Raw genomic sequence first — 16743 nt, 5'->3', positions numbered from 1 at the left:
GATTATAAGGTCTTGATCAAGACTTGCGACTTGCGCTGCCAGTTGTAGAGGCGCTGGCGGTCTTTCGGCAGCGCGTCGACAGTGGCGGGAGCAAAGCCGCGCTTGATGAACCAGTGCGCGGTGCGGGTGGTCAGCACGAACAGCTTGCTGATGCCCTGCGCCCGGGCGCGGTTTTCCATGTGTTTGAGAATACGCTCGCCGTCGCCCTGGGCTTGCACGTCAGGGTTGACAGTCAGGCATGCCATTTCGGCCATTTTTTCTTCCGGGAAGACGTACAGCGCTGCGCAGCCGAAGATCACGCCGTCGTGCTCGATGACCGAGAACATCTCGATCTCGCGTTCGATCAGTTCGCGGCCGCGCTTGACCAGGGTGCCGTCGGCTTCCAGCGGTTCGATCAGCTTGATGATGCCGCCCACGTCTTCAATGGTGGCCGGGCGCAGCGACTCCAAGTTCTCGTGCGAGATCATGGTGCCCACGCCATCGTGGGTGAACAGCTCGAGCAGGGCCGAGCCGTCCATCGCGAACGGCACGATGTGGGCACGCTCGACGCCGTTGTTGCAGGCCTTGACGCAGTGCTTCAGGTAGTAGGCGGTGGCGTCGGGCAGGAAGCCTGCCTGCAGCACGGCTTCGGCCTGGTGCGAGGACAGCTCGCGGATTTCGGTGCCGCCGGCGTCGGTCATCATCTCGGTTTCGGTGATGAAGACCAGCTTGTCGGCGTGCAGGGCGATGGCGGCGGTGCAGGCCACGTCTTCCATCGTCAGGTTGAAGGTTTCGCCGGTCGGGGAGAAGCCCAGTGGGGACAGCAGCACCACGCCGTCCGAGCCCATGATGGAGTGGATCGTTTCCGCGTCCACCTTGCGGGTCAGGCCGGTCAGCTCGAAGTCGACGCCGTCGATCACGCCCAGCGGGCGTGCGGTGATGAAGTTGCCGGAAATGATACGGATCGCGGCATGCGACATCGGCGTATTCGGCAAGCCCTGGCTGAAGGCGGCCTCGATGTCGAGGCGCAGTTCGCCGGCTGCTTCCTTGGCGCATTCCATGGCGGCCGTGTCGGTGATGCGCACGCCGTTGTGGAAGCGGCCTTCCACGTTTCGCAGGGCGAGCTGCTCGGCGACCTGGGGGCGCGAGCCGTAAACCACGGTGACGTTGATGTCCAGCGCGTGCAGCAGGGACAGGTCGTGGGCCAGCACCGGGAGGGCGCCAGCAGCAACCAGTTCACCAGGGAAAGCGACCACGAAGGTCTTGCCGCGGAAGGCATGGACGTAGGGGGCGACGGAGCGCAGCCAGGAGACGAATTGGATAGGGTTTTCCATTATTCGCGCATTATAATGCGCTGCGCGGTTTTCGCGCCCAATCTATGTAAAAAACGATGTCTGAAGCAAGCAAGAAGAATCCTCTCCAGCAACCAGCAGGCCAGCGGCCGCAAGGCGAACAACGCCGCCCGGCAAGCCAGCCTGGCCAACAGGCGCGCCGCGCGCCCGCGCAGCCGCCCGCTGGCGCTACCCAGCGCCGCGAAGGCCGCCAGGAAGGCGCACGCCCGGCGCAGGCCGAAGGACGCCGCGAGGCGCCACGTCCGCAGCAGCGTGGAGAGGGCGCGGAGGAGCGCCGTGGCGAACGCCGCGAGCGCGAAACTCCTGAACAGCGCGCGGCCCGCGAGGCCGCGGCAGCGTTCCGCAATCCGCTGCCGCCGATCACCTTCCCCGAAGACTTGCCGGTTTCTGGCCGCCGCGCGGAAATCGCGGAAGCCCTGACCAAGCATCAGGTGGTCATCGTCTCCGGCGAAACCGGCTCCGGTAAAACCACCCAGCTGCCGAAGATCTGCCTGGAATTGGGGCGGGGCCAGAAAGGCCTGATCGGCCACACGCAGCCGCGCCGCATCGCCGCCTCGTCCACCGCGAAACGCATTGCCGTCGAACTGGGCTCCCCGCTGGGCGAGCACGTCGGCTACAAGGTGCGCTTCAACGATACCCTGAGCAAGGGCGCCTCGGTCAAGCTGATGACCGACGGTATCCTGCTGGCCGAAACCCAGACCGACCCGCTGCTGAAGGCTTACGACACGATCATCATCGACGAAGCCCACGAACGCAGCCTGAACATCGACTTCCTGCTTGGCTACCTGAAGCAGATCCTGCCGCGCCGCCCGGACCTGAAGGTGATCATCACCTCGGCAACCATCGACGCTGAACGCTTCGCCCGCCACTTCACGCAGGAGGGCAAGCCGCCGGTGCCGGTGATCGAGGTCTCCGGCCGCCTGTACGCCGTGGAAGTGCGCTACCGCCCCGTGGAGCGCGACCAGGTCGCGGCGCCCGGCGCGCAGCAAGGCGCCGACGCCAAGGGCGCACGCACTGCCGCCGCGCGCGACAAGCGCGACCTGATGGAAGCCATTGTCGACGGCGTCGATGAAGTCTGCCGCATCGGCAGCGGCGACGTGCTGGTGTTCCTGCCCGGCGAACGCGAAATCCGCGACGCCGCCGAAGCACTGCGCAAGCACCACCCGCCGCACGTGGAAATCCTGCCGCTGTTTGCCCGCCTGTCGGTGGAAGAGCAGGACCGCGTGTTCCGCACCACCAACGCGCGCCGCATCGTGCTGGCGACCAACGTGGCTGAAACCTCGCTGACCGTGCCGGGCATCCGCTACGTGGTGGACGCCGGCCTGGCGCGCGTGAAGCGCTACAGCTACCGCAACAAGGTCGAGCAACTGCAGATCGAGCCGGTGGCGCAGTCGGCGGCCAACCAGCGGGCCGGCCGCTGCGGCCGCGTGGCCGATGGCGTCTGTATCCGCCTGTACGACGAGCAGGACTTCCTGCAGCGCCCAAAGTTCACCGACCCGGAAATCCTGCGCTCCTCGCTGGCCTCCGTCATCCTGCGCATGAAGTCCCTGCACCTGACGGACGTCGAGAGCTTCCCCTTCATCGAGCCGCCGCTGGGCCGCGCGATTGCAGACGGCTACCAACTGCTGCAGGAACTGGGCGCAGTCGACGACGACAACGCCCTGACCCCGCTGGGCCGCAAGCTGGCCAAGCTGCCGCTCGACCCGCGCGTGGGCCGCATGATCCTGGCCGCTCAGGAGTACCACTGCCTGACCGAAGTGCTGATCGTCGCTTCCGCCTTGTCGGTACAGGACCCGCGCGACCGTCCGGTCGAGCACCAGCAGGCTGCCGACGAAGCGCACAAGAAGTTCGCCGACGAAAAGTCGGAGTTCCTCAGCTACCTGAAAATCTGGAAGTGGTTCGAGAACGCCATCGAGCACAAGAAGTCCAATCGCCAGTTGATGGATTCGTGCCGCGCCACCTTCCTGAACCAGCTGCGCCTGCGCGAGTGGCGCGACGTACACTCGCAACTGCTCACCATCGTGAAAGAGCAGGGCTGGCGCACCAACGAGCTGCCGGCCACCTACGACCAGCTGCATATGGCGCTGCTGACCGGCCTGCTGGGCAATATCGGCTTCAAGGGCGAGGATGAACAGGGCGGCGCCTACCTTGGCGCGCGCGGCATCAGGTTCCACGTCTGGCCGGGTTCGCACCTGTCGAAGAAGCCGGGCAAGTGGATTGTCTCCGCCGAACTGGTGGAAACCACGCGCCTGTACGCGCGCTGCGTGGCGCGCATCGAGCCGGAATGGATCGAGAAGATCGGCGGCCACCTGCTGAAGAAGTCCTGGGGTGAGCCGCGCTGGGAGAAGCGTCCCGCGCAGGTCACCGCATCTGAACGGGCCACCCTGTACGGCCTGGTGGTCTACAGCCAGCGCCGTATCAACTACGGGCAGAAGAATCCGGTGGAAGCGCGCGAGATCTTCATCCGTGATGCGCTGGTCGGTGGCGATTACGACACCCGTGCACCGTTCTTCGCACACAATCACAAGCTGGTGCGCGAAATCGAAAACCTCGAACACAAGTCGCGCCGCCAGGACGTGCTGGTGGATGACCAGTTGATTGAGGCGTTCTACGACGAGCAGATTCCCGTCGACGTGGTGAACGGCGCCGGTTTTGAGAAATGGTACAAGGATGCTTCCGTCGACAATCCGAAGCTGCTGTACCTGATCCGCGACGACTTGATGCGCCATGAAGCGGCCGGCATCACGACCGACCTGTTCCCGAAAAAGATGATGGCGGCCGGGCTGGAGATGCAGCTTTCCTACCATTTCGAGCCGGGCACGCCGCGCGACGGCGTCACGCTCACGGTGCCGCTGTATGCCCTGAACCAGCTTTCGCGCGAGCGCTGTGAATGGCTGGTGCCGGGCATGCTGAAGGAGAAGGTGCACCTGCTGCTCAAGACCCTGCCGCAAAAGCAGCGCCGCCACATGGTGCCGCTGCCGGACTACGCAGCGAAATTCTGCGAACGCACAGAGTTCGCGCGCGGCGACCTGATTGACGCGATCATTGCCGACATCCGCAAGCAGATCACGATCAGTGTGCTGACTTCCGACTTCAAGCCGGAACAACTGCCGGCGCATCACTTCATGAATTTCAAGGTGGTGGATGAGCATGGCCGCCAGCTCGACATGGGACGCAACCTGGCCACGCTGCAGGCGGAATACGGCTTGCAGGCGCGCCAGAGCTTCCAGCGCATGGCGGAAGGCGGCAACACGCCTGCCTCCGCCGCGCAACTCGCACAACTTGCGGGCGGCGGCATCGGCAGCGGCGGCAGCGCCAAGCCAAAGCACGGCGGCATCGCAGCCGATGCTGCGCGCGGCGCAAGCCCGGCCAAGGCCCCTGCAAGTGTGCCATCTGCTGCCGCGCCAAGCCCGGCTTCGCAGCACACCAATATCACCACCTGGAGCTTTGGCGAGTTGCCGGAGCTGCTGGAAATCACGCAAGGAAAGCTAAGCCTGATCGGCTTCCCTGCGCTGGTTGACAAAGGCACGCACTGCGACCTGGAAGTGTTCGACGACCCGAACGTCGCCGCGCGCACTCACCGCATCGGGCTGCGCCGCCTGTTCATGCTGCAGATGCGCGACCAGATCAAGTTCGTCGAGAAATCGATCCCCAACCTGCAGCAGATGGGCATGCAGTTCATGTCCATGGGCACGCAGGAAGAGCTGCGCGACCAGATCATCGCCAAGGCCATCGACATCGCCTGCCTGCAGGACCCGCTGCCGGTAGACGAAGCGAGCTTCATCAAGCGCAAGGACGAGGGCAAGTCGCGCATCGTATTGCTGGTGAACGAGATCGCCCGTCTTGTGTCGCAAGTGCTGACCGAATACCACGGACTGCCCAAGCGCCTGCAAGGCATCAACCAGCAGGTGGCGCAGGACATGCAGCAGCAACTGCAAGGCCTGGTGCACAAGCGCTTCCTGATCGAGAACGAGTTCTCGCAGCTGTCGCACTTCCCGCGCTACCTGAAGGCGATGAACGTGCGCCTGGAAAAGCTGCGCGCCGATGCGGCGCGCGACGCCAAGGCCATGGCCGAGTGGAACCAGGCCGCGGCGCCTTACCAGCGCCTGATGCGCGACAAGTCGGCCGGCAAGAACACCGACCCGAAACTGGTCGAGTACCGCTGGATGCTGGAAGAGTTGCGCGTATCGCTGTTCGCTCAGGAGCTGCGGACACCCATGCCGGTGTCCGTCAAGCGACTGATGAAGGTGTGGGAGTCGATGCAGCGCTGAAGCGCTTGCGATACTCGCCCGGGCTGGTGCCAAGGCGGCGCAGGAATACGCGCCGCAGGTTCTGTTCGCTACCGTGTCCGGTAGCGGCGGCGATTGCCTTGACCGGCTGCGTTGTGTCTTCCAGCGCGCGCCGCGCCGCCTCCAGCCGCATGGATTCCACCATGGCGGCCGGCGTGGAGCCGGTCTGCGCCACATAAGCGCGCGCAAAGGTGCGCGCGCTCATTGCTGCCTGTTCCGCCAGGCGTTCGACCGAAAGGTCTGCGTGAAGGTTGGCGCCCATCCAGGCATGCAGTTCCGCAAACCGGCCGTCTTCCCGCGCTTGCGCTGAGAGGGGGGCGCTGAATTGAGACTGGCCGCCGGCGCGCTTCATGAACACCACCATTTGCCTGGCCGTCTCGATGGCAACGCGGTGGCCGTAGTCTTCTTCGATCAATGCCAGCGCCAGGTCGATGCCGGCGCTGACGCCTGCCGAGGACCATATCTGGCCGTCGCGGATGTAGATCTTGTCCTCGTCCACCTGTACCAGGGGATGCTGGCGCCGCAGGCGTCCGACCCACTCCCAATGCGTTGCCACGCGACGCCCGTCCAGCAAGCCGGTAGCGGCCAGCATGAATGCGCCGGTGCAGACCGATGCCAGGCGCCGCACGGACGGAGCGCGCTGGCGTATCCAGTTCACCAGTACCGGCGGGGCAAAGTAGGTGTCCCCAGGGCAGCCGCCTGCCACCAGCAAGGTGTCGATATCGGTTGTTTCAAGCGAGGAAATGGGGACCGTGCTGCAGGCCAGCCCGGCGCTGCTGGTGACCAGGCCGCCGTCGGCGGAGGCGACGATGAGTTCATACAAGGGCGGTCCGCCGGCCGAGTGGCGGCGGGCGGCGCTGGCGAAAGCCTGCAGCGGACCGGTAAGGTCCAGCAGGTTCATGCCTTCATATGCGAGCAGGACGACGTGGCGGGAACGAGGAGGCGGCATGCCGCCAGTTTACCTCACCGGATAGCCGGGGTATTCGAATTCCAGCGCAACACGCCGGGCGGTGCGCGATCCAAACGAGTCAGCGATGTTTGCCAGTACGCGGTCGAGCGAGCTGTCCGCAGCCGGCAGCATGACAGCCGGCGCGTCGGCGGCGCCAACAACGCGGTCAGGCAATATTTTCAAGCCGTGACGGCTGGCCACGGCCGCGTCGCTGGCACCGACCGCCAGCACGCGGCTGCGATGGGTGCGGGTGTAGGCGTCGCTGGTATAGGCGAGGGCGATCTCGTCGAAGCCTTCAGCCAGTGGCAATCCGGTGTCGTTCACGCCATGCAGCCACTGGTCGGTGTAGTGCGTGAGCCAGACGGACAGGTTGTGGCCGAACCTGGGGGCATAGACGCCGCTGTCATGGCGGCTGCTCCAGTCGCCGACGCCGAGGCCTGCGGCGACGGCTGCGGCTTTTTCGCGGCCGGCAATGGCTTCCACCAGGGCCAACGAAAGCGGCTGGGCGGCGCTGATGCCGACACTGGAGATCACCTTGCCATCGGCCACGTAGCGCACGTTCTGCAACCATTCGGTGCCAGGGTATTTCTCGAGACGATATTCGTAGGTGGCCCAATGTGCGGTGCCGCGCCGGCCGTTCAGCAAGCCGCTGTTGGCAACCACCAGCGCGCCATCGCAGATGCTGGCTACGGTGGCACCCTTGTCCGCCTGGGCCTGCAGCCAGGCCAGCATCGGCGCTAACTGTGCTCGCCGCATGGCAGGTACGATCACGTAGTCGGCACCTTCCGGATAGCGCTGATCGAAGGCGCTGGTATCGAGGTCGGCCTGCACGCGCAGGCCGGTATTCATGGTGATCAACGGCCCTTCGGCCGCGACGGCGAGTACTTGCGCGACACCGGCGCGTTGCAGTACGCCGTAGGGCAGGAGGAAGTCGGTGATTTCAGTCGATACGCTGTCGCCGAGGATGGCGATCACGGGGCGTTCGTGGCCTGGGCGCGGCTGGTATTCCGGTAACTCGCCGGCGTGGGCGCAGGACAGTACGAACAGGAGAAGGGCAAGCAATAAACGCATGGCAGGCAATCGGCTGTTGGATCAGCAGCCGATTGTCTGCGGAAGGTGATGGATTTGACTGACAGAAAGCAGTCAAATCCTGCCAATCAATAATTACCTTTGCTGCCGCTTTCGCTGCCGGTCGAACCGCCGCTATAGCTGCTGCCGCCGGTCGAGCTTTGCATGGTGCTGGTGCCAGCGCCCATCACGCTGCCGGTCGAGGTGCGCATGCCGGTGGCGGTGGTGCCGTAGAAATTATGGATCTGCGTGCCGAATTCGGGGCTTGCCATGTCTGGCCAGCGGTCCTTGTCGAAGCCCGGCGCGTTCTCCAGCTTTTCCTTGGTGCAGTCAAGCACGAAGCGCTTGTTCACCGTGTCAAGCTGCAATGCCTGCCATGGCACGGCAAACAGCTTGTCGCCCATGCCCAGCACGCCGCCGAAGGACAGCACCGCATAAGCGATCTGGCCGGTCTGCATGTCGAGCATGATTTCCTTGATATCGCCAAGATCCTCTTCCTGGCGGTTATAGACGTCTTCACCCATCAGCGTGTCGGCGCCCATCAGGCGTGGGCCTGGACCATCGTTATCGTCACGGTCGCGATAGATGCCGAATTTGTCGCGGTCTAGATAGCTCATTCTGCCTCTCCTCATTAGTGTGATCGAGTGAGGCCAGAATAGCCCAAGCCGCGTGTGCAAGGCGCGCGCTACGCTAGCGCGGCGTAGTCCTACAAGAAGAACGCGATGGCAGCAATTGCAGTCGGCGCAAGGGCTCCCGCCAGCAAGCCAAGTGCACCGATAGATTCATCACGGAATCCTTTTCGTAGCAATGCAACGCCGGCCGGATTCGGTGCGTTGGCGATCACGGTCAGGCCGCCGCCGGCAACGGCGCCAGCCATCAGCATGTATTGTGCTTGCGGCGTGATGCCGTCGATCAGCGAACCGAGATAGGTGAGGGCGGCATTGTCGGTGATGGCGGTCAGGCCCAGCGCGCCGAAGAAGAGCGCCAGTGGCTGCAGGCTTTCGACAATTGGTTGCAGCCACCATTGCTGCATGCTGCCCAGCACCACCAGGCCGGCGAGGAAGAAGCCGACCAGCAAGGCTTCTTTCAGGATCAGCGGTGACTGGTGCTGCGGATAGGCCACGGTAAATCCGAGGAAGAACAGGAACAGGCCGAGGAACAGGACCGGATGATGCGCCAGCAGCACCACGGCAGCCAGGAAGGCCAGGTGGATGATGCTGGTCGACAGCGGGGCGTGTGCCTGGGCACTCGGTGCAGGCGCTTCACGCGGCACGCGCAAGTGTTCGCGCAACAGCCAGGTGACGGCAGTGGCATTGACCAGCACTGCCAGCGTGGCTTTCCAGCCGAAGTGGGAGGCCATGAAGGCAGAATCCCATTGCCACGTTGTCGCCACCATCAGCACAGGCGGCGCTGCATATGCGGTCAGCGTGCCACCGATCGAGACGTTGACGAACAACACGCCGAGCGCGGCGTACTTCTGCCATTCCGGTACGCCATCGCGGAAGATTTGCGGTGCCAGCATCAAGGCTGCGAGTGTCATTGCGGCCGGTTCGGTGATCAGCGAACCAACCAAAGGTACCAGTGCAAGGCCCATCCAGGCCTGCAGCAGCGGACGGCCGCCGGACAGCGTGTTGACCAGCCGCTGCACGAAGTCCAGCACTGGCCGCGATGCCGCCACCACCATCACCACAAACACGAACAGCGGCTCGGTGTACTGCTGCGTTTCTGCATAAGCGATGGCGTTCTGCGGCCCGGCTACGAAAGCCATCGCCACCAGCAGCACCATGGCCCAGAAGCCGAACACCACTTCCACTTCGCCCAGCAGGTGTAGCAAACCGCCATGGCGCGGGAATTTGTGCGACAAACGTTCAAACGCTTTCGCGCTGAAAGTGTGCAACAAGGCAAAGGCAAACAGGAGGGCGCCGATCAATTGCATGGTGACGGTGAGTTAAGTTGGCAATATTGCCGATTCTATCAGCCGCTAGCTAACCCGCCCATATCTTGCGCAAACCGGTATGCCAAGGAGCGGCGCGCGGATAGGCTGTTTTGATGGCTGATACTTTCGACCCACTATGGAAGAGCGTACTCAGGCGCGACCTCGCGGACTTCGTGGCGTTCTTTTTTCCACAGCTTTCAGATGAAATTGACTGGGGCCAGCCGCGTCGCCTGCGCGATAAAGAACTGAATCAGTTCCGCCGTGATGGTCGGTCACGGACCCTGATTGCTGACTTGCTAGTCAGTGTGTTCCTGCACGATGGGCGTGAGGTATTACTCCACGTCGAAGTGCAGGCGCAGCGCGACTTGAACCTTGCGCGGCGCATCCTGGCTTACAACTACGGCTTGTTTGACGAGTATGGCTTGCCTGTCGCTAGTCTGGTTTTGCTGGCCGATGCTGGCAAGCGTTGGCGCCCCGATGCATTCCATAATTGCGTGCTTGGCACTGAGATGGGCATCAGGTTTGCGGTGGCAAAGTTGTCGAGCTACGCGGAGTTGGTCGATGAATTGCTGCTGGAGCGGAACATCTTTGCCTGGGTTGCTGCAGCTCACCTTCTTGCTCAACGGACGCACGGGATGCCGCAACGGCGCTATGCGGAGAAATGGCGTGTCGTCAGATTGTTGTACGAACGCGGGTGGCGCAGGCGGCGTATCATTAATTTGTTTAAAGTGGTAGACGGATTGATGGCATTGCCGCCTGAACTGCAAGAGCGACTGCGACGCAACATCGTCCGGCTGGAAAGGAGGCGTGACGTGGAATGGATTAGCCCCATGTTTCAGTTGTGCAGGCAAGAAGGGCTACGGGAGGGGCAGCAAAAAGGACGGCAAGAAGGGCGGCGCGAGGGGGCGATTGACTTGCTTGAGCGCCAGTTGCATCGGCGCTTTGGGGCATTGTCGCCAACTGTCCAGAAGCGCCTCGCCAAAGCCAGCCCGGAACAGCTTGCCCAATGGAGCGAGGCCGTGCTGGATGCCCAAACGCTGAAACAGGTTTTCTCTTCGCGCTCGTAGGATTATACTGTATGCATATACAGTATTGTTCGGCATGGCGCTCTTTGACCCCCAACCCCTGCACCCGGCCCTCTGGCTGGCCTCCCAGCTCACCAAGGGAGCCACGTCCTGTGTGGATACCGGCATTCCCGTCCTCTCCCACCAATTGCCCGGGGGCGGCTGGCCGACGGGCGTCCTGACGGAGTTGTTGCTTCAACAACCTGGTGTTGGCGAATTGCGCCTATTGAAATCCACCCTGGCCAGGCTGAACCGTCCGGCGGCCCTGCTGCAGCCCCCGTACGCACCTCAAGCCCTGGGTTTTGAGTTGCCCCCAGAGCAACTGCTGTGGATCCGCAACACCGGCAAGGCCGCCGACAGCCTGTGGGCGGCCGAGCAGATCCTGCGCAGCGGCAGTTGCGGCGCGGTGCTGCTGTGGCAACAGCACATCCGCAACGAATCGCTGCGGCGCCTGCACCTGGCTGCCCAGTGCGGCGAAGCGCTGTTCTTCCTGCTGCGGCCGATTGCCGCCGCCCAGGACTCCTCCCCCGCGCCGTTGCGGCTAGCGCTGCGGCCGGCTCCCGGAGGCATCAATATCGAATTCGTCAAACGCCGGGGACCGCAGCGCGACACGCCACTGTTCCTGCCCTTAACTCCAACCCTGCTGCAACGTCATGCGCCTGTGGATCGGCCTCTACCTGCCCCGGCTACCGCTCGAAGTGTTCTGTCCGAACTGGTCGGATGACCTGTGCAGCGTGGTGCTGGAACAGGAGAGCGTGCTCGCGGTTTCCTACCGCGCCCACCTGATGGGCGTGCGTCCCGGCATGCGCCGCAGCGGCGCCCTGATGCTGGCGCCGGAAGTCCGGATGCACGAACGCGCCCCGCAGCAGGAAGAAGAAGCACTGCACGCAGTCGCCATGGTCATGCTGCAATACACGCCGCAAGTGGCGGAAGGCGAGGGCGCCACCCTGCTGCTGGACGTGGGCGCCAGCCTGCGCCTGTTCGGCGGCATCCGCCGCCTGTGCCGCCTGGTGCGCGGCAGCCTGCAAAAACTCGGCTTCAGCGGTGTGCTGGGCGTGGCGCCCACCGCGCGCGGCGCCTGGCTGCTGGCACGTGCTGGCGGCGGCCGCGCGCTCAAGCTCGATAGCCTGCATCGCCGCCTGCATCGCCTGCCGGTAGGCTTGCTGCCGCCGCTGCAGCGCCACCAGCGCTGGCTGGACGGTATTGGTTGTCTCAGCATCGGCGACCTGGTGCGCCTGCCGCGCCCCGGCCTGCAGCGCCGCTGCGGTATCGAAGTGCTGGACATGCTCGATGCCGCGCAGGGCCTGGCGCCTGAAATGCACGAATGGCTGGCAGCGCCGCCCAGCTTCAAGGCCAAGCTGGAACTGTTCGGCCGCATCGAGAACACCGACCTGCTGCTGGCCGGCGCCTGCCGCCTGCTGCAGCAGCTGACCGGCTGGCTGTGCGCCCACCAGTTCGCCGTCTCGCGCATCCGCCTGTTGCTGGAACATGAACGCGGCCGCGAAGCCTGCCCGCCGACGCCGGTGGAAGTGGTGCTGGCCGAACCCACCTGGCGCGACGAACACATCGTGCGCCTGCTGAAGGAACGCCTGGCCAAGGTGGAACTGCCGGCACCGGCGATCGGGCTGGTGCTGGAAGCGGCCCAGGTCGAGCCGATGGCGCCGCTCAGCGATTCGCTGTTTCCCGATCCCGGCGGCAGTCCGCAGGAGCGTCAGCGCCTGTTCGAAGTGCTGGTGGCTCGCCTCGGTGCGGAAAACGTGCTGCAACCATATCCCAAGGCCGACTACAGGCCCGAAGTGGCCAACCGCTGGGTGCCGCTGCACGAGAAGGTACGCCCGGCCGACGTGGCAGCCCAGATGCCGCCGCGCCCCTTGCCGCGCCCGGCCTTCCTGCTGCCCAAGCCGATCCAGTTGCTGATGCGCGACCATCGCCCGTTCTACTGTTCGCCGCTGCGCATGGTGTCGAGCGCCGAACGCATCGAGGCCGGCTGGTGGAGCGAAACGCAAACTCGCGACTATTTCATCGCCGAGGGCGAGGACAACGCCTACTACTGGGTCTACCGCGAACGCACGCCTGGCACCGAGGAAACGTGCTGGTACCTGCATGGCCTGTTCGCCTGAAGTATCATGGTTGGCGAAAGGGGGACGTATGTACGCACAACGACTCGAATTCCCTGGCGCCGAGGGGCAAATGCTGGCGGCGCGTCTTGACGCTCCGGAAAACGGCGTAGGTGCCTACGCCCTGTTTGCGCATTGCTTCACCTGCGGCAAGGATGTTTTCGCGGCCAGCCGCATTGCGCAGGCGCTGGCTGAACATGGCATTGCCGTGCTGCGCTTCGACTTCACCGGCCTGGGCGCCAGCGAAGGCGATTTTGCCAACACCAATTTCTCCTCCAATGTGGCCGACCTGCAGGCGGCTGCCGACTTTCTCCGGCGTGAATTCCAGGCGCCGCGCATCCTGATCGGGCATAGCCTGGGCGGTGCTGCCACGCTGGCTTTCGCCGGCACCGTGCCGGAGGTGCAAGCCGTGGTCACCATTGCCGCGCCGAGCGACCCGGTGCACGTCACGCATTTGTTCGGCGACCAGGTCGATGCGATCACGGCGCAGGGCGAGGCCATGGTGCAATTGGCCGGGCGGCCGTTCCGCATCAAGCGGCAATTCCTGGAAGACGTGGCGGAGAACAGCTTGCGCAACAAGATCGCCAATATGCGCAAGGCTTTGCTCGTCATGCACGCGCCGGGCGATACGACGGTCGGCATCAACAATGCGCTGGAGATTTTCTCGGCAGCGAAACACCCCAAGAGCTTTATTTCGCTCGATACGGCCGACCACCTGCTGACCGTTCGCGAGGATGCGGCGTATGTGGCGGGCCTGATTGCCGCCTGGAGCGCACGCTACCTCAAGGATTTCCAGGCTTCCACGCCATCGCCTTCCTGACGGCAGGGCGATCGCCGACCTGGGCGAGCCAGCGCTGCACGGCGGGCTTGCCGGACAGGTTCAGTTCCAGGTGGGAGGCGGCGGCTTCCGTCCAGGGATAGCAGGCGATATCGGCAATCGTGTAGTGATCGCCGGCCACGTAGGGGCTGCCGGCCAGGGTGCGATCGAGCACATTCAGCAAGCGCTCCGCCTCGGCGATGAAGTGTTCCTTCGGCAGCGCGATGCCTTCCTTCACAAAGAAGCCCAGTTGGCCCAGCATCGGGCCCAGGCCGCCAACCTGCCAGTGCAGCCACTGCAAGGTGCGGTAGCGTTGCGTTCCCTCGGAAGCGAGAAAGCGATCGTATTTTTCGGCGAGGTAGGTCAGGATCGCGCCGCTTTCGAACAGCGTGAGCGAGCCATCCTTCAACGCGGGAATCTTGTTGTTGGGCGAAATGGCGAGGAATTCGGGGGCGAACTGTTCATGCTCGCGCAGGTTGACCGGCACCACCTCATAAGGCAGGTCAAGTTCTTCCAGCAGTATCAGCGGCTTGCGCCCGTTGGGCGTAGTCCATGTGTAGACGGTGACCATGATGGCCACCACTCTAACGCGGCCAAGGGAAAACGGGCGCACCGCAGTGCGCCCGCACCATGGTGACTTACTGTCGCGGCGCCAGGATGGCTTCCAGTCGGTCAGGCGTGCCTTCAATGCGTTCCAGGCGCGGATACTTCAGGCCCTCGTAGTAGGCCAGCGCCACGGTGCTGTATTGCTGGCCGTGTTTCACCAGCAGTTCGATCGGCTTCTTGCTGGTCTTGGCCTCGGTGATCGCCTTGCGCAGCAGCTCGGCCTTGTAGGCCCGGCCATTGACTGCCAGCAGGGTGGTGCTGCCGGACAGGCCAGCCTTGAAGCCTACGCCGTCCCACTGGATGCTTTCGATCTTGCCTTCGCTGCCGACGTTGAAGCCGAGCGAGTAGGTGAAATCGGCGGACTTGCTGCGGTCTTCCGCCGCCTTCAGGAACTCGGTCTGCTTTTCCGCGAATACCAGCTTGTAGCCGGCGCGGGTGATGCCGTCCATCGGCACCGGGCCCAGGTCTTCAATGCGGGTGCGCAGGAAGGTGGCCCAGTCGTGCGGCTGCACGCTGTTGAGCACCTTGACCACGTCTTCGAAAGTGTAGTGCAGCGCGTTCACGCGGCCATCTTCCACGCCGAAGAACCTGGTGGAGAAGTCATCCAGCGAGCGCTTGTCGCCAGAAAGTTCGCGGATCTTGGTATCCACGTCCAGCCAGATCAGCATGCCTTCGGTGTAGTAGTCCTCGCTGCGCTGGTAGTTCGACCATGGGATGGGGCGGCGCGCGTTGATGATCGGATCGTAGGTGGTGTCCTGCACTGAACGCCATTCCCGGCCCTTCTGGATGGTGTAGCGCGCGGCGGTGGAAGCGATGACGTCCTTGATGCTGGCCGCCTTCATCAGGCCGGAACGTGCCGCCAGCACTTCACCGTAGTAGGTGGTCTGGCCCTCATACACCCACAGCAGGTCGTTTTGCAGCGGCTGGTTGAAGTTCAGCACGTCCTGGCCTTTCGGACGGCGGAACTTGCCGTTCCAGGAGTGGGTGAATTCATGCGGGAGCAGGCCGCGTTCGGATTCGCTCTTGTTCCATTCGGTGAAGTAGTCGGTCTTCAGCGCGTTCTCGCTGGACTGGTGGTGCTCGCGGCCGACGCGGCCGAATTCGTCGCTCAGCGCGAACAGGAAGTCGTAGTGCTTGTAATGCTGGGAACCAAATACCTTGTAGGCCTGCTTGACCAGGTTGCGGTGCAGTTCGATCTGCTCGGGCTTGGCATCCAGCGCATCCGCATTGTCGGCGACGACGTTCAGGTGCACCGGCACCTTGGCGCCCGGGTCCAGGTCGAAGCGCTTGAAGTGCCGGCCGGCGAACAACGGCGAGTCGACGAACGTTTCCACGTCGGTGGCCTTGAAGGTCACGGTATCGCCGTTGCGTTCCGCTTCTTCCAGCGCGGAGCCGTATTGCCAACCAGCCGGCAGCGTCAGCGTGGCCTGGATCGGGATGCGGCGGGTGGCGTAGCCGGCCGGGTACATGGTCAGCGACTGCCACTGGATGCCCAGCATGTCAGGCGTGATCGAAGCGCGGCCCTGCGCGCTTTCGGTCGGCGCCAGGTGCTGGTATTCCACGTCGATCGATTTGGCGCCTGCGGGCACGTCGATGTGGAAAGCGTACACGTTCACGTTGTCGCGGCGCCAGGCCAGGGTCTTGCCGTTGGCGCTTACCTTGAAGCCGGCGAACTGGTTCAGCGCACCGGTCGGGCCATGCTGGGCCGTCACCCACTGCGGGAACAGCAGCGTCATCTTGCCCGCCTTGGCGGGAATGGTCTGCTGGATGCGGTAGATATTCTGGGCGGTATTCGAGGCATCGACCTTCATTACGATGGTGCCTGGATAAGGCTGGTCGGCCGGGGCAGGGATCGCCTGGCCGGCGTGGGCGCTGAAAGCGGCGCCCAGCAGCAGGGCGAGAGCGGACTTGGCAAACAGTTTCATTTATTTCAATGGGGAAAGTGTGACGGGCGAGTTTAGCACGCAGGGGTGGTCAAATTGTTTCGGAACGTAACGTGAAAAAAAGGTCTTGAAATCCTTTTTGGGGCTCCTATATCGGATTCAGCGGTTGCCCAGCCGGGGACCGCCGGACCTTATATCGCTTAACCTTGAAAGGATATGAAAATGCGTACTTTTGACCTGACCCCACTGTATCGTTCCGCTATCGGCTTTGACCGCCTGGCCCAGATGCTGAACGACTCGCATCGCGGCGACCAGCCCAGCTACCCTCCGTACAATATCGAACTGGTGTCGGAAGACCAGTACCGAATCGTGATGGCGCTGGCCGGCTTCGATCGTAGCGAGATAGACATTACTTCCGAGCGCGATTCCCTTGTGGTGATTGGCCGCAAGCAGAAAGACGGCCAGGAAAAGACCTTCCTGCACCGTGGCATCGCCTTCCGCGACTTCGAACAGCGCTTCCAGCTCGCCAACCACGTGAAGGTGACCGGCGCTTCCTTCGACAACGGCATGCTCACCATCGAACTGGTGCGTGAAGTGCCCGAGGCACTGAAGCCTCGCAAGATCGCGATCGACGGCGTCGTCAACCACACTGCCCTGGAGCAGAAAGCTGCCGCCTAAGCGCG

The 16743-nt window shown here is 63.7% G+C and carries 13 protein-coding genes; 6 read left to right on the top strand and 7 right to left on the bottom strand.

Features of this window, described 5'->3' with window-relative positions; genetic code table 11:
• Positions 1-2: 2 nt before the first annotated feature.
• Positions 3-1313, bottom strand: a complete 1311-nt coding sequence (gene argA, locus ACN9M3_RS24605; protein ID WP_426163605.1) for an amino-acid N-acetyltransferase — start codon at positions 1311-1313, stop codon at positions 3-5.
• 56 nt (positions 1314-1369) lie between these two features.
• Between argA and hrpA the strand changes: the two genes are divergently transcribed.
• Positions 1370-5602: an ATP-dependent RNA helicase HrpA gene (hrpA, locus tag ACN9M3_RS24600; RefSeq protein WP_426318929.1), complete on the top strand. Its 4233-nt coding sequence runs from the start codon at positions 1370-1372 to the stop codon at positions 5600-5602.
• Here the strand turns inward: hrpA and ACN9M3_RS24595 are convergent.
• The 4 genes from ACN9M3_RS24595 to ACN9M3_RS24580 form a co-directional block, all read right to left on the bottom strand.
• The gene (locus tag ACN9M3_RS24595; protein WP_426318927.1) at positions 5562-6569 is read right to left on the bottom strand and encodes a GlxA family transcriptional regulator; all 1008 of its coding nucleotides are present in this window, start codon (positions 6567-6569) and stop codon (positions 5562-5564) included. The two genes, hrpA and ACN9M3_RS24595, sit on opposite strands and share 41 nt — an antisense overlap.
• A 9-nt stretch (positions 6570-6578) precedes the next feature.
• Positions 6579-7640 (bottom strand): DJ-1/PfpI family protein, encoded by a 1062-nt coding sequence (locus ACN9M3_RS24590; RefSeq protein WP_426318925.1) that lies wholly within the window; start codon positions 7638-7640, stop codon positions 6579-6581.
• Between the two features lie 86 nt (positions 7641-7726).
• A complete protein-coding gene (locus ACN9M3_RS24585) occupies positions 7727-8254 on the bottom strand; it encodes a PRC-barrel domain-containing protein (protein ID WP_426163596.1) in 528 nt (175 codons plus the stop codon).
• Between the two features lie 89 nt (positions 8255-8343).
• Positions 8344-9573, bottom strand: a complete 1230-nt coding sequence (locus tag ACN9M3_RS24580; RefSeq protein ID WP_426318922.1) for a putative Na+/H+ antiporter — start codon at positions 9571-9573, stop codon at positions 8344-8346.
• Between the two features lie 113 nt (positions 9574-9686).
• On the opposite strand from ACN9M3_RS24580, the gene ACN9M3_RS24575 reads away from it, so the two are divergent.
• Genes ACN9M3_RS24575 through ACN9M3_RS24560 form a run of 4 tightly spaced genes read left to right on the top strand, consistent with a single transcriptional unit; the run spans position 9687 to position 13574 of the window.
• Entirely contained in the window at positions 9687-10640 is a 954-nt protein-coding gene (locus ACN9M3_RS24575) for a DUF4351 domain-containing protein (protein WP_426318920.1), read from the top strand.
• Between the two features lie 34 nt (positions 10641-10674).
• Complete coding sequence (gene imuA, locus ACN9M3_RS24570; protein ID WP_426318918.1) at positions 10675-11361, top strand: translesion DNA synthesis-associated protein ImuA; 687 nt, start codon at positions 10675-10677, stop codon at positions 11359-11361.
• Positions 11291-12757 (top strand): Y-family DNA polymerase, encoded by a 1467-nt coding sequence (locus ACN9M3_RS24565; RefSeq protein ID WP_426318916.1) that lies wholly within the window; start codon positions 11291-11293, stop codon positions 12755-12757. Before imuA ends, ACN9M3_RS24565 begins: the two co-directional genes overlap by 71 nt.
• A gap of 28 nt (positions 12758-12785) precedes the next feature.
• Positions 12786-13574 (top strand): alpha/beta hydrolase family protein, encoded by a 789-nt coding sequence (locus tag ACN9M3_RS24560; protein ID WP_426318914.1) that lies wholly within the window; start codon positions 12786-12788, stop codon positions 13572-13574.
• On the opposite strand, the gene ACN9M3_RS24555 is transcribed toward ACN9M3_RS24560, so the two are convergent.
• A complete protein-coding gene (locus tag ACN9M3_RS24555; RefSeq protein WP_426163584.1) occupies positions 13537-14142 on the bottom strand; it encodes a glutathione S-transferase family protein in 606 nt (201 codons plus the stop codon). The two genes, ACN9M3_RS24560 and ACN9M3_RS24555, sit on opposite strands and share 38 nt — an antisense overlap.
• 67 nt (positions 14143-14209) lie before the next feature.
• Positions 14210-16102: a M61 family metallopeptidase gene (locus tag ACN9M3_RS24550; protein ID WP_426318912.1), complete on the bottom strand. Its 1893-nt coding sequence runs from the start codon at positions 16100-16102 to the stop codon at positions 14210-14212.
• Positions 16103-16282: 180 nt separating this feature from the next.
• On the opposite strand from ACN9M3_RS24550, the gene ACN9M3_RS24545 reads away from it, so the two are divergent.
• Positions 16283-16738, top strand: coding sequence for an Hsp20 family protein (locus ACN9M3_RS24545; RefSeq protein ID WP_426163579.1), 456 nt, complete (start codon positions 16283-16285; stop codon positions 16736-16738).
• Positions 16739-16743: the final 5 nt, after the last annotated feature.

The organism is Pseudoduganella sp. R-43 (assembly GCF_049913255.1).
GTDB lineage: Bacteria > Pseudomonadota > Gammaproteobacteria > Burkholderiales > Burkholderiaceae_D > Rugamonas.
This window is presented reverse-complemented; position numbering and strand designations above follow the sequence as displayed.

Bases quoted from the DNA above. Each gene is read 5' to 3' on its own strand.
- argA (WP_426163605.1), bottom strand. From the start codon at position 1,313: ATGGAAAACCCTATCCAATTCGTCTCCTGGCTGCGCTCCGTCGCCCCC.
- hrpA (WP_426318929.1), top strand. From the start codon at position 1,370: ATGTCTGAAGCAAGCAAGAAGAATCCTCTCCAGCAACCAGCAGGCCAG.
- ACN9M3_RS24595 (WP_426318927.1), bottom strand. From the start codon at position 6,569: ATGCCGCCTCCTCGTTCCCGCCACGTCGTCCTGCTCGCATATGAAGGC.
- ACN9M3_RS24590 (WP_426318925.1), bottom strand. From the start codon at position 7,640: ATGCGTTTATTGCTTGCCCTTCTCCTGTTCGTACTGTCCTGCGCCCAC.
- ACN9M3_RS24585 (WP_426163596.1), bottom strand. From the start codon at position 8,254: ATGAGCTATCTAGACCGCGACAAATTCGGCATCTATCGCGACCGTGAC.
- ACN9M3_RS24580 (WP_426318922.1), bottom strand. From the start codon at position 9,573: ATGCAATTGATCGGCGCCCTCCTGTTTGCCTTTGCCTTGTTGCACACT.
- ACN9M3_RS24575 (WP_426318920.1), top strand. From the start codon at position 9,687: ATGGCTGATACTTTCGACCCACTATGGAAGAGCGTACTCAGGCGCGAC.
- imuA (WP_426318918.1), top strand. From the start codon at position 10,675: ATGGCGCTCTTTGACCCCCAACCCCTGCACCCGGCCCTCTGGCTGGCC.
- ACN9M3_RS24565 (WP_426318916.1), top strand. From the start codon at position 11,291: ATGCGCCTGTGGATCGGCCTCTACCTGCCCCGGCTACCGCTCGAAGTG.
- ACN9M3_RS24560 (WP_426318914.1), top strand. From the start codon at position 12,786: ATGTACGCACAACGACTCGAATTCCCTGGCGCCGAGGGGCAAATGCTG.
- ACN9M3_RS24555 (WP_426163584.1), bottom strand. From the start codon at position 14,142: ATGGTCACCGTCTACACATGGACTACGCCCAACGGGCGCAAGCCGCTG.
- ACN9M3_RS24550 (WP_426318912.1), bottom strand. From the start codon at position 16,102: ATGAAACTGTTTGCCAAGTCCGCTCTCGCCCTGCTGCTGGGCGCCGCT.
- ACN9M3_RS24545 (WP_426163579.1), top strand. From the start codon at position 16,283: ATGCGTACTTTTGACCTGACCCCACTGTATCGTTCCGCTATCGGCTTT.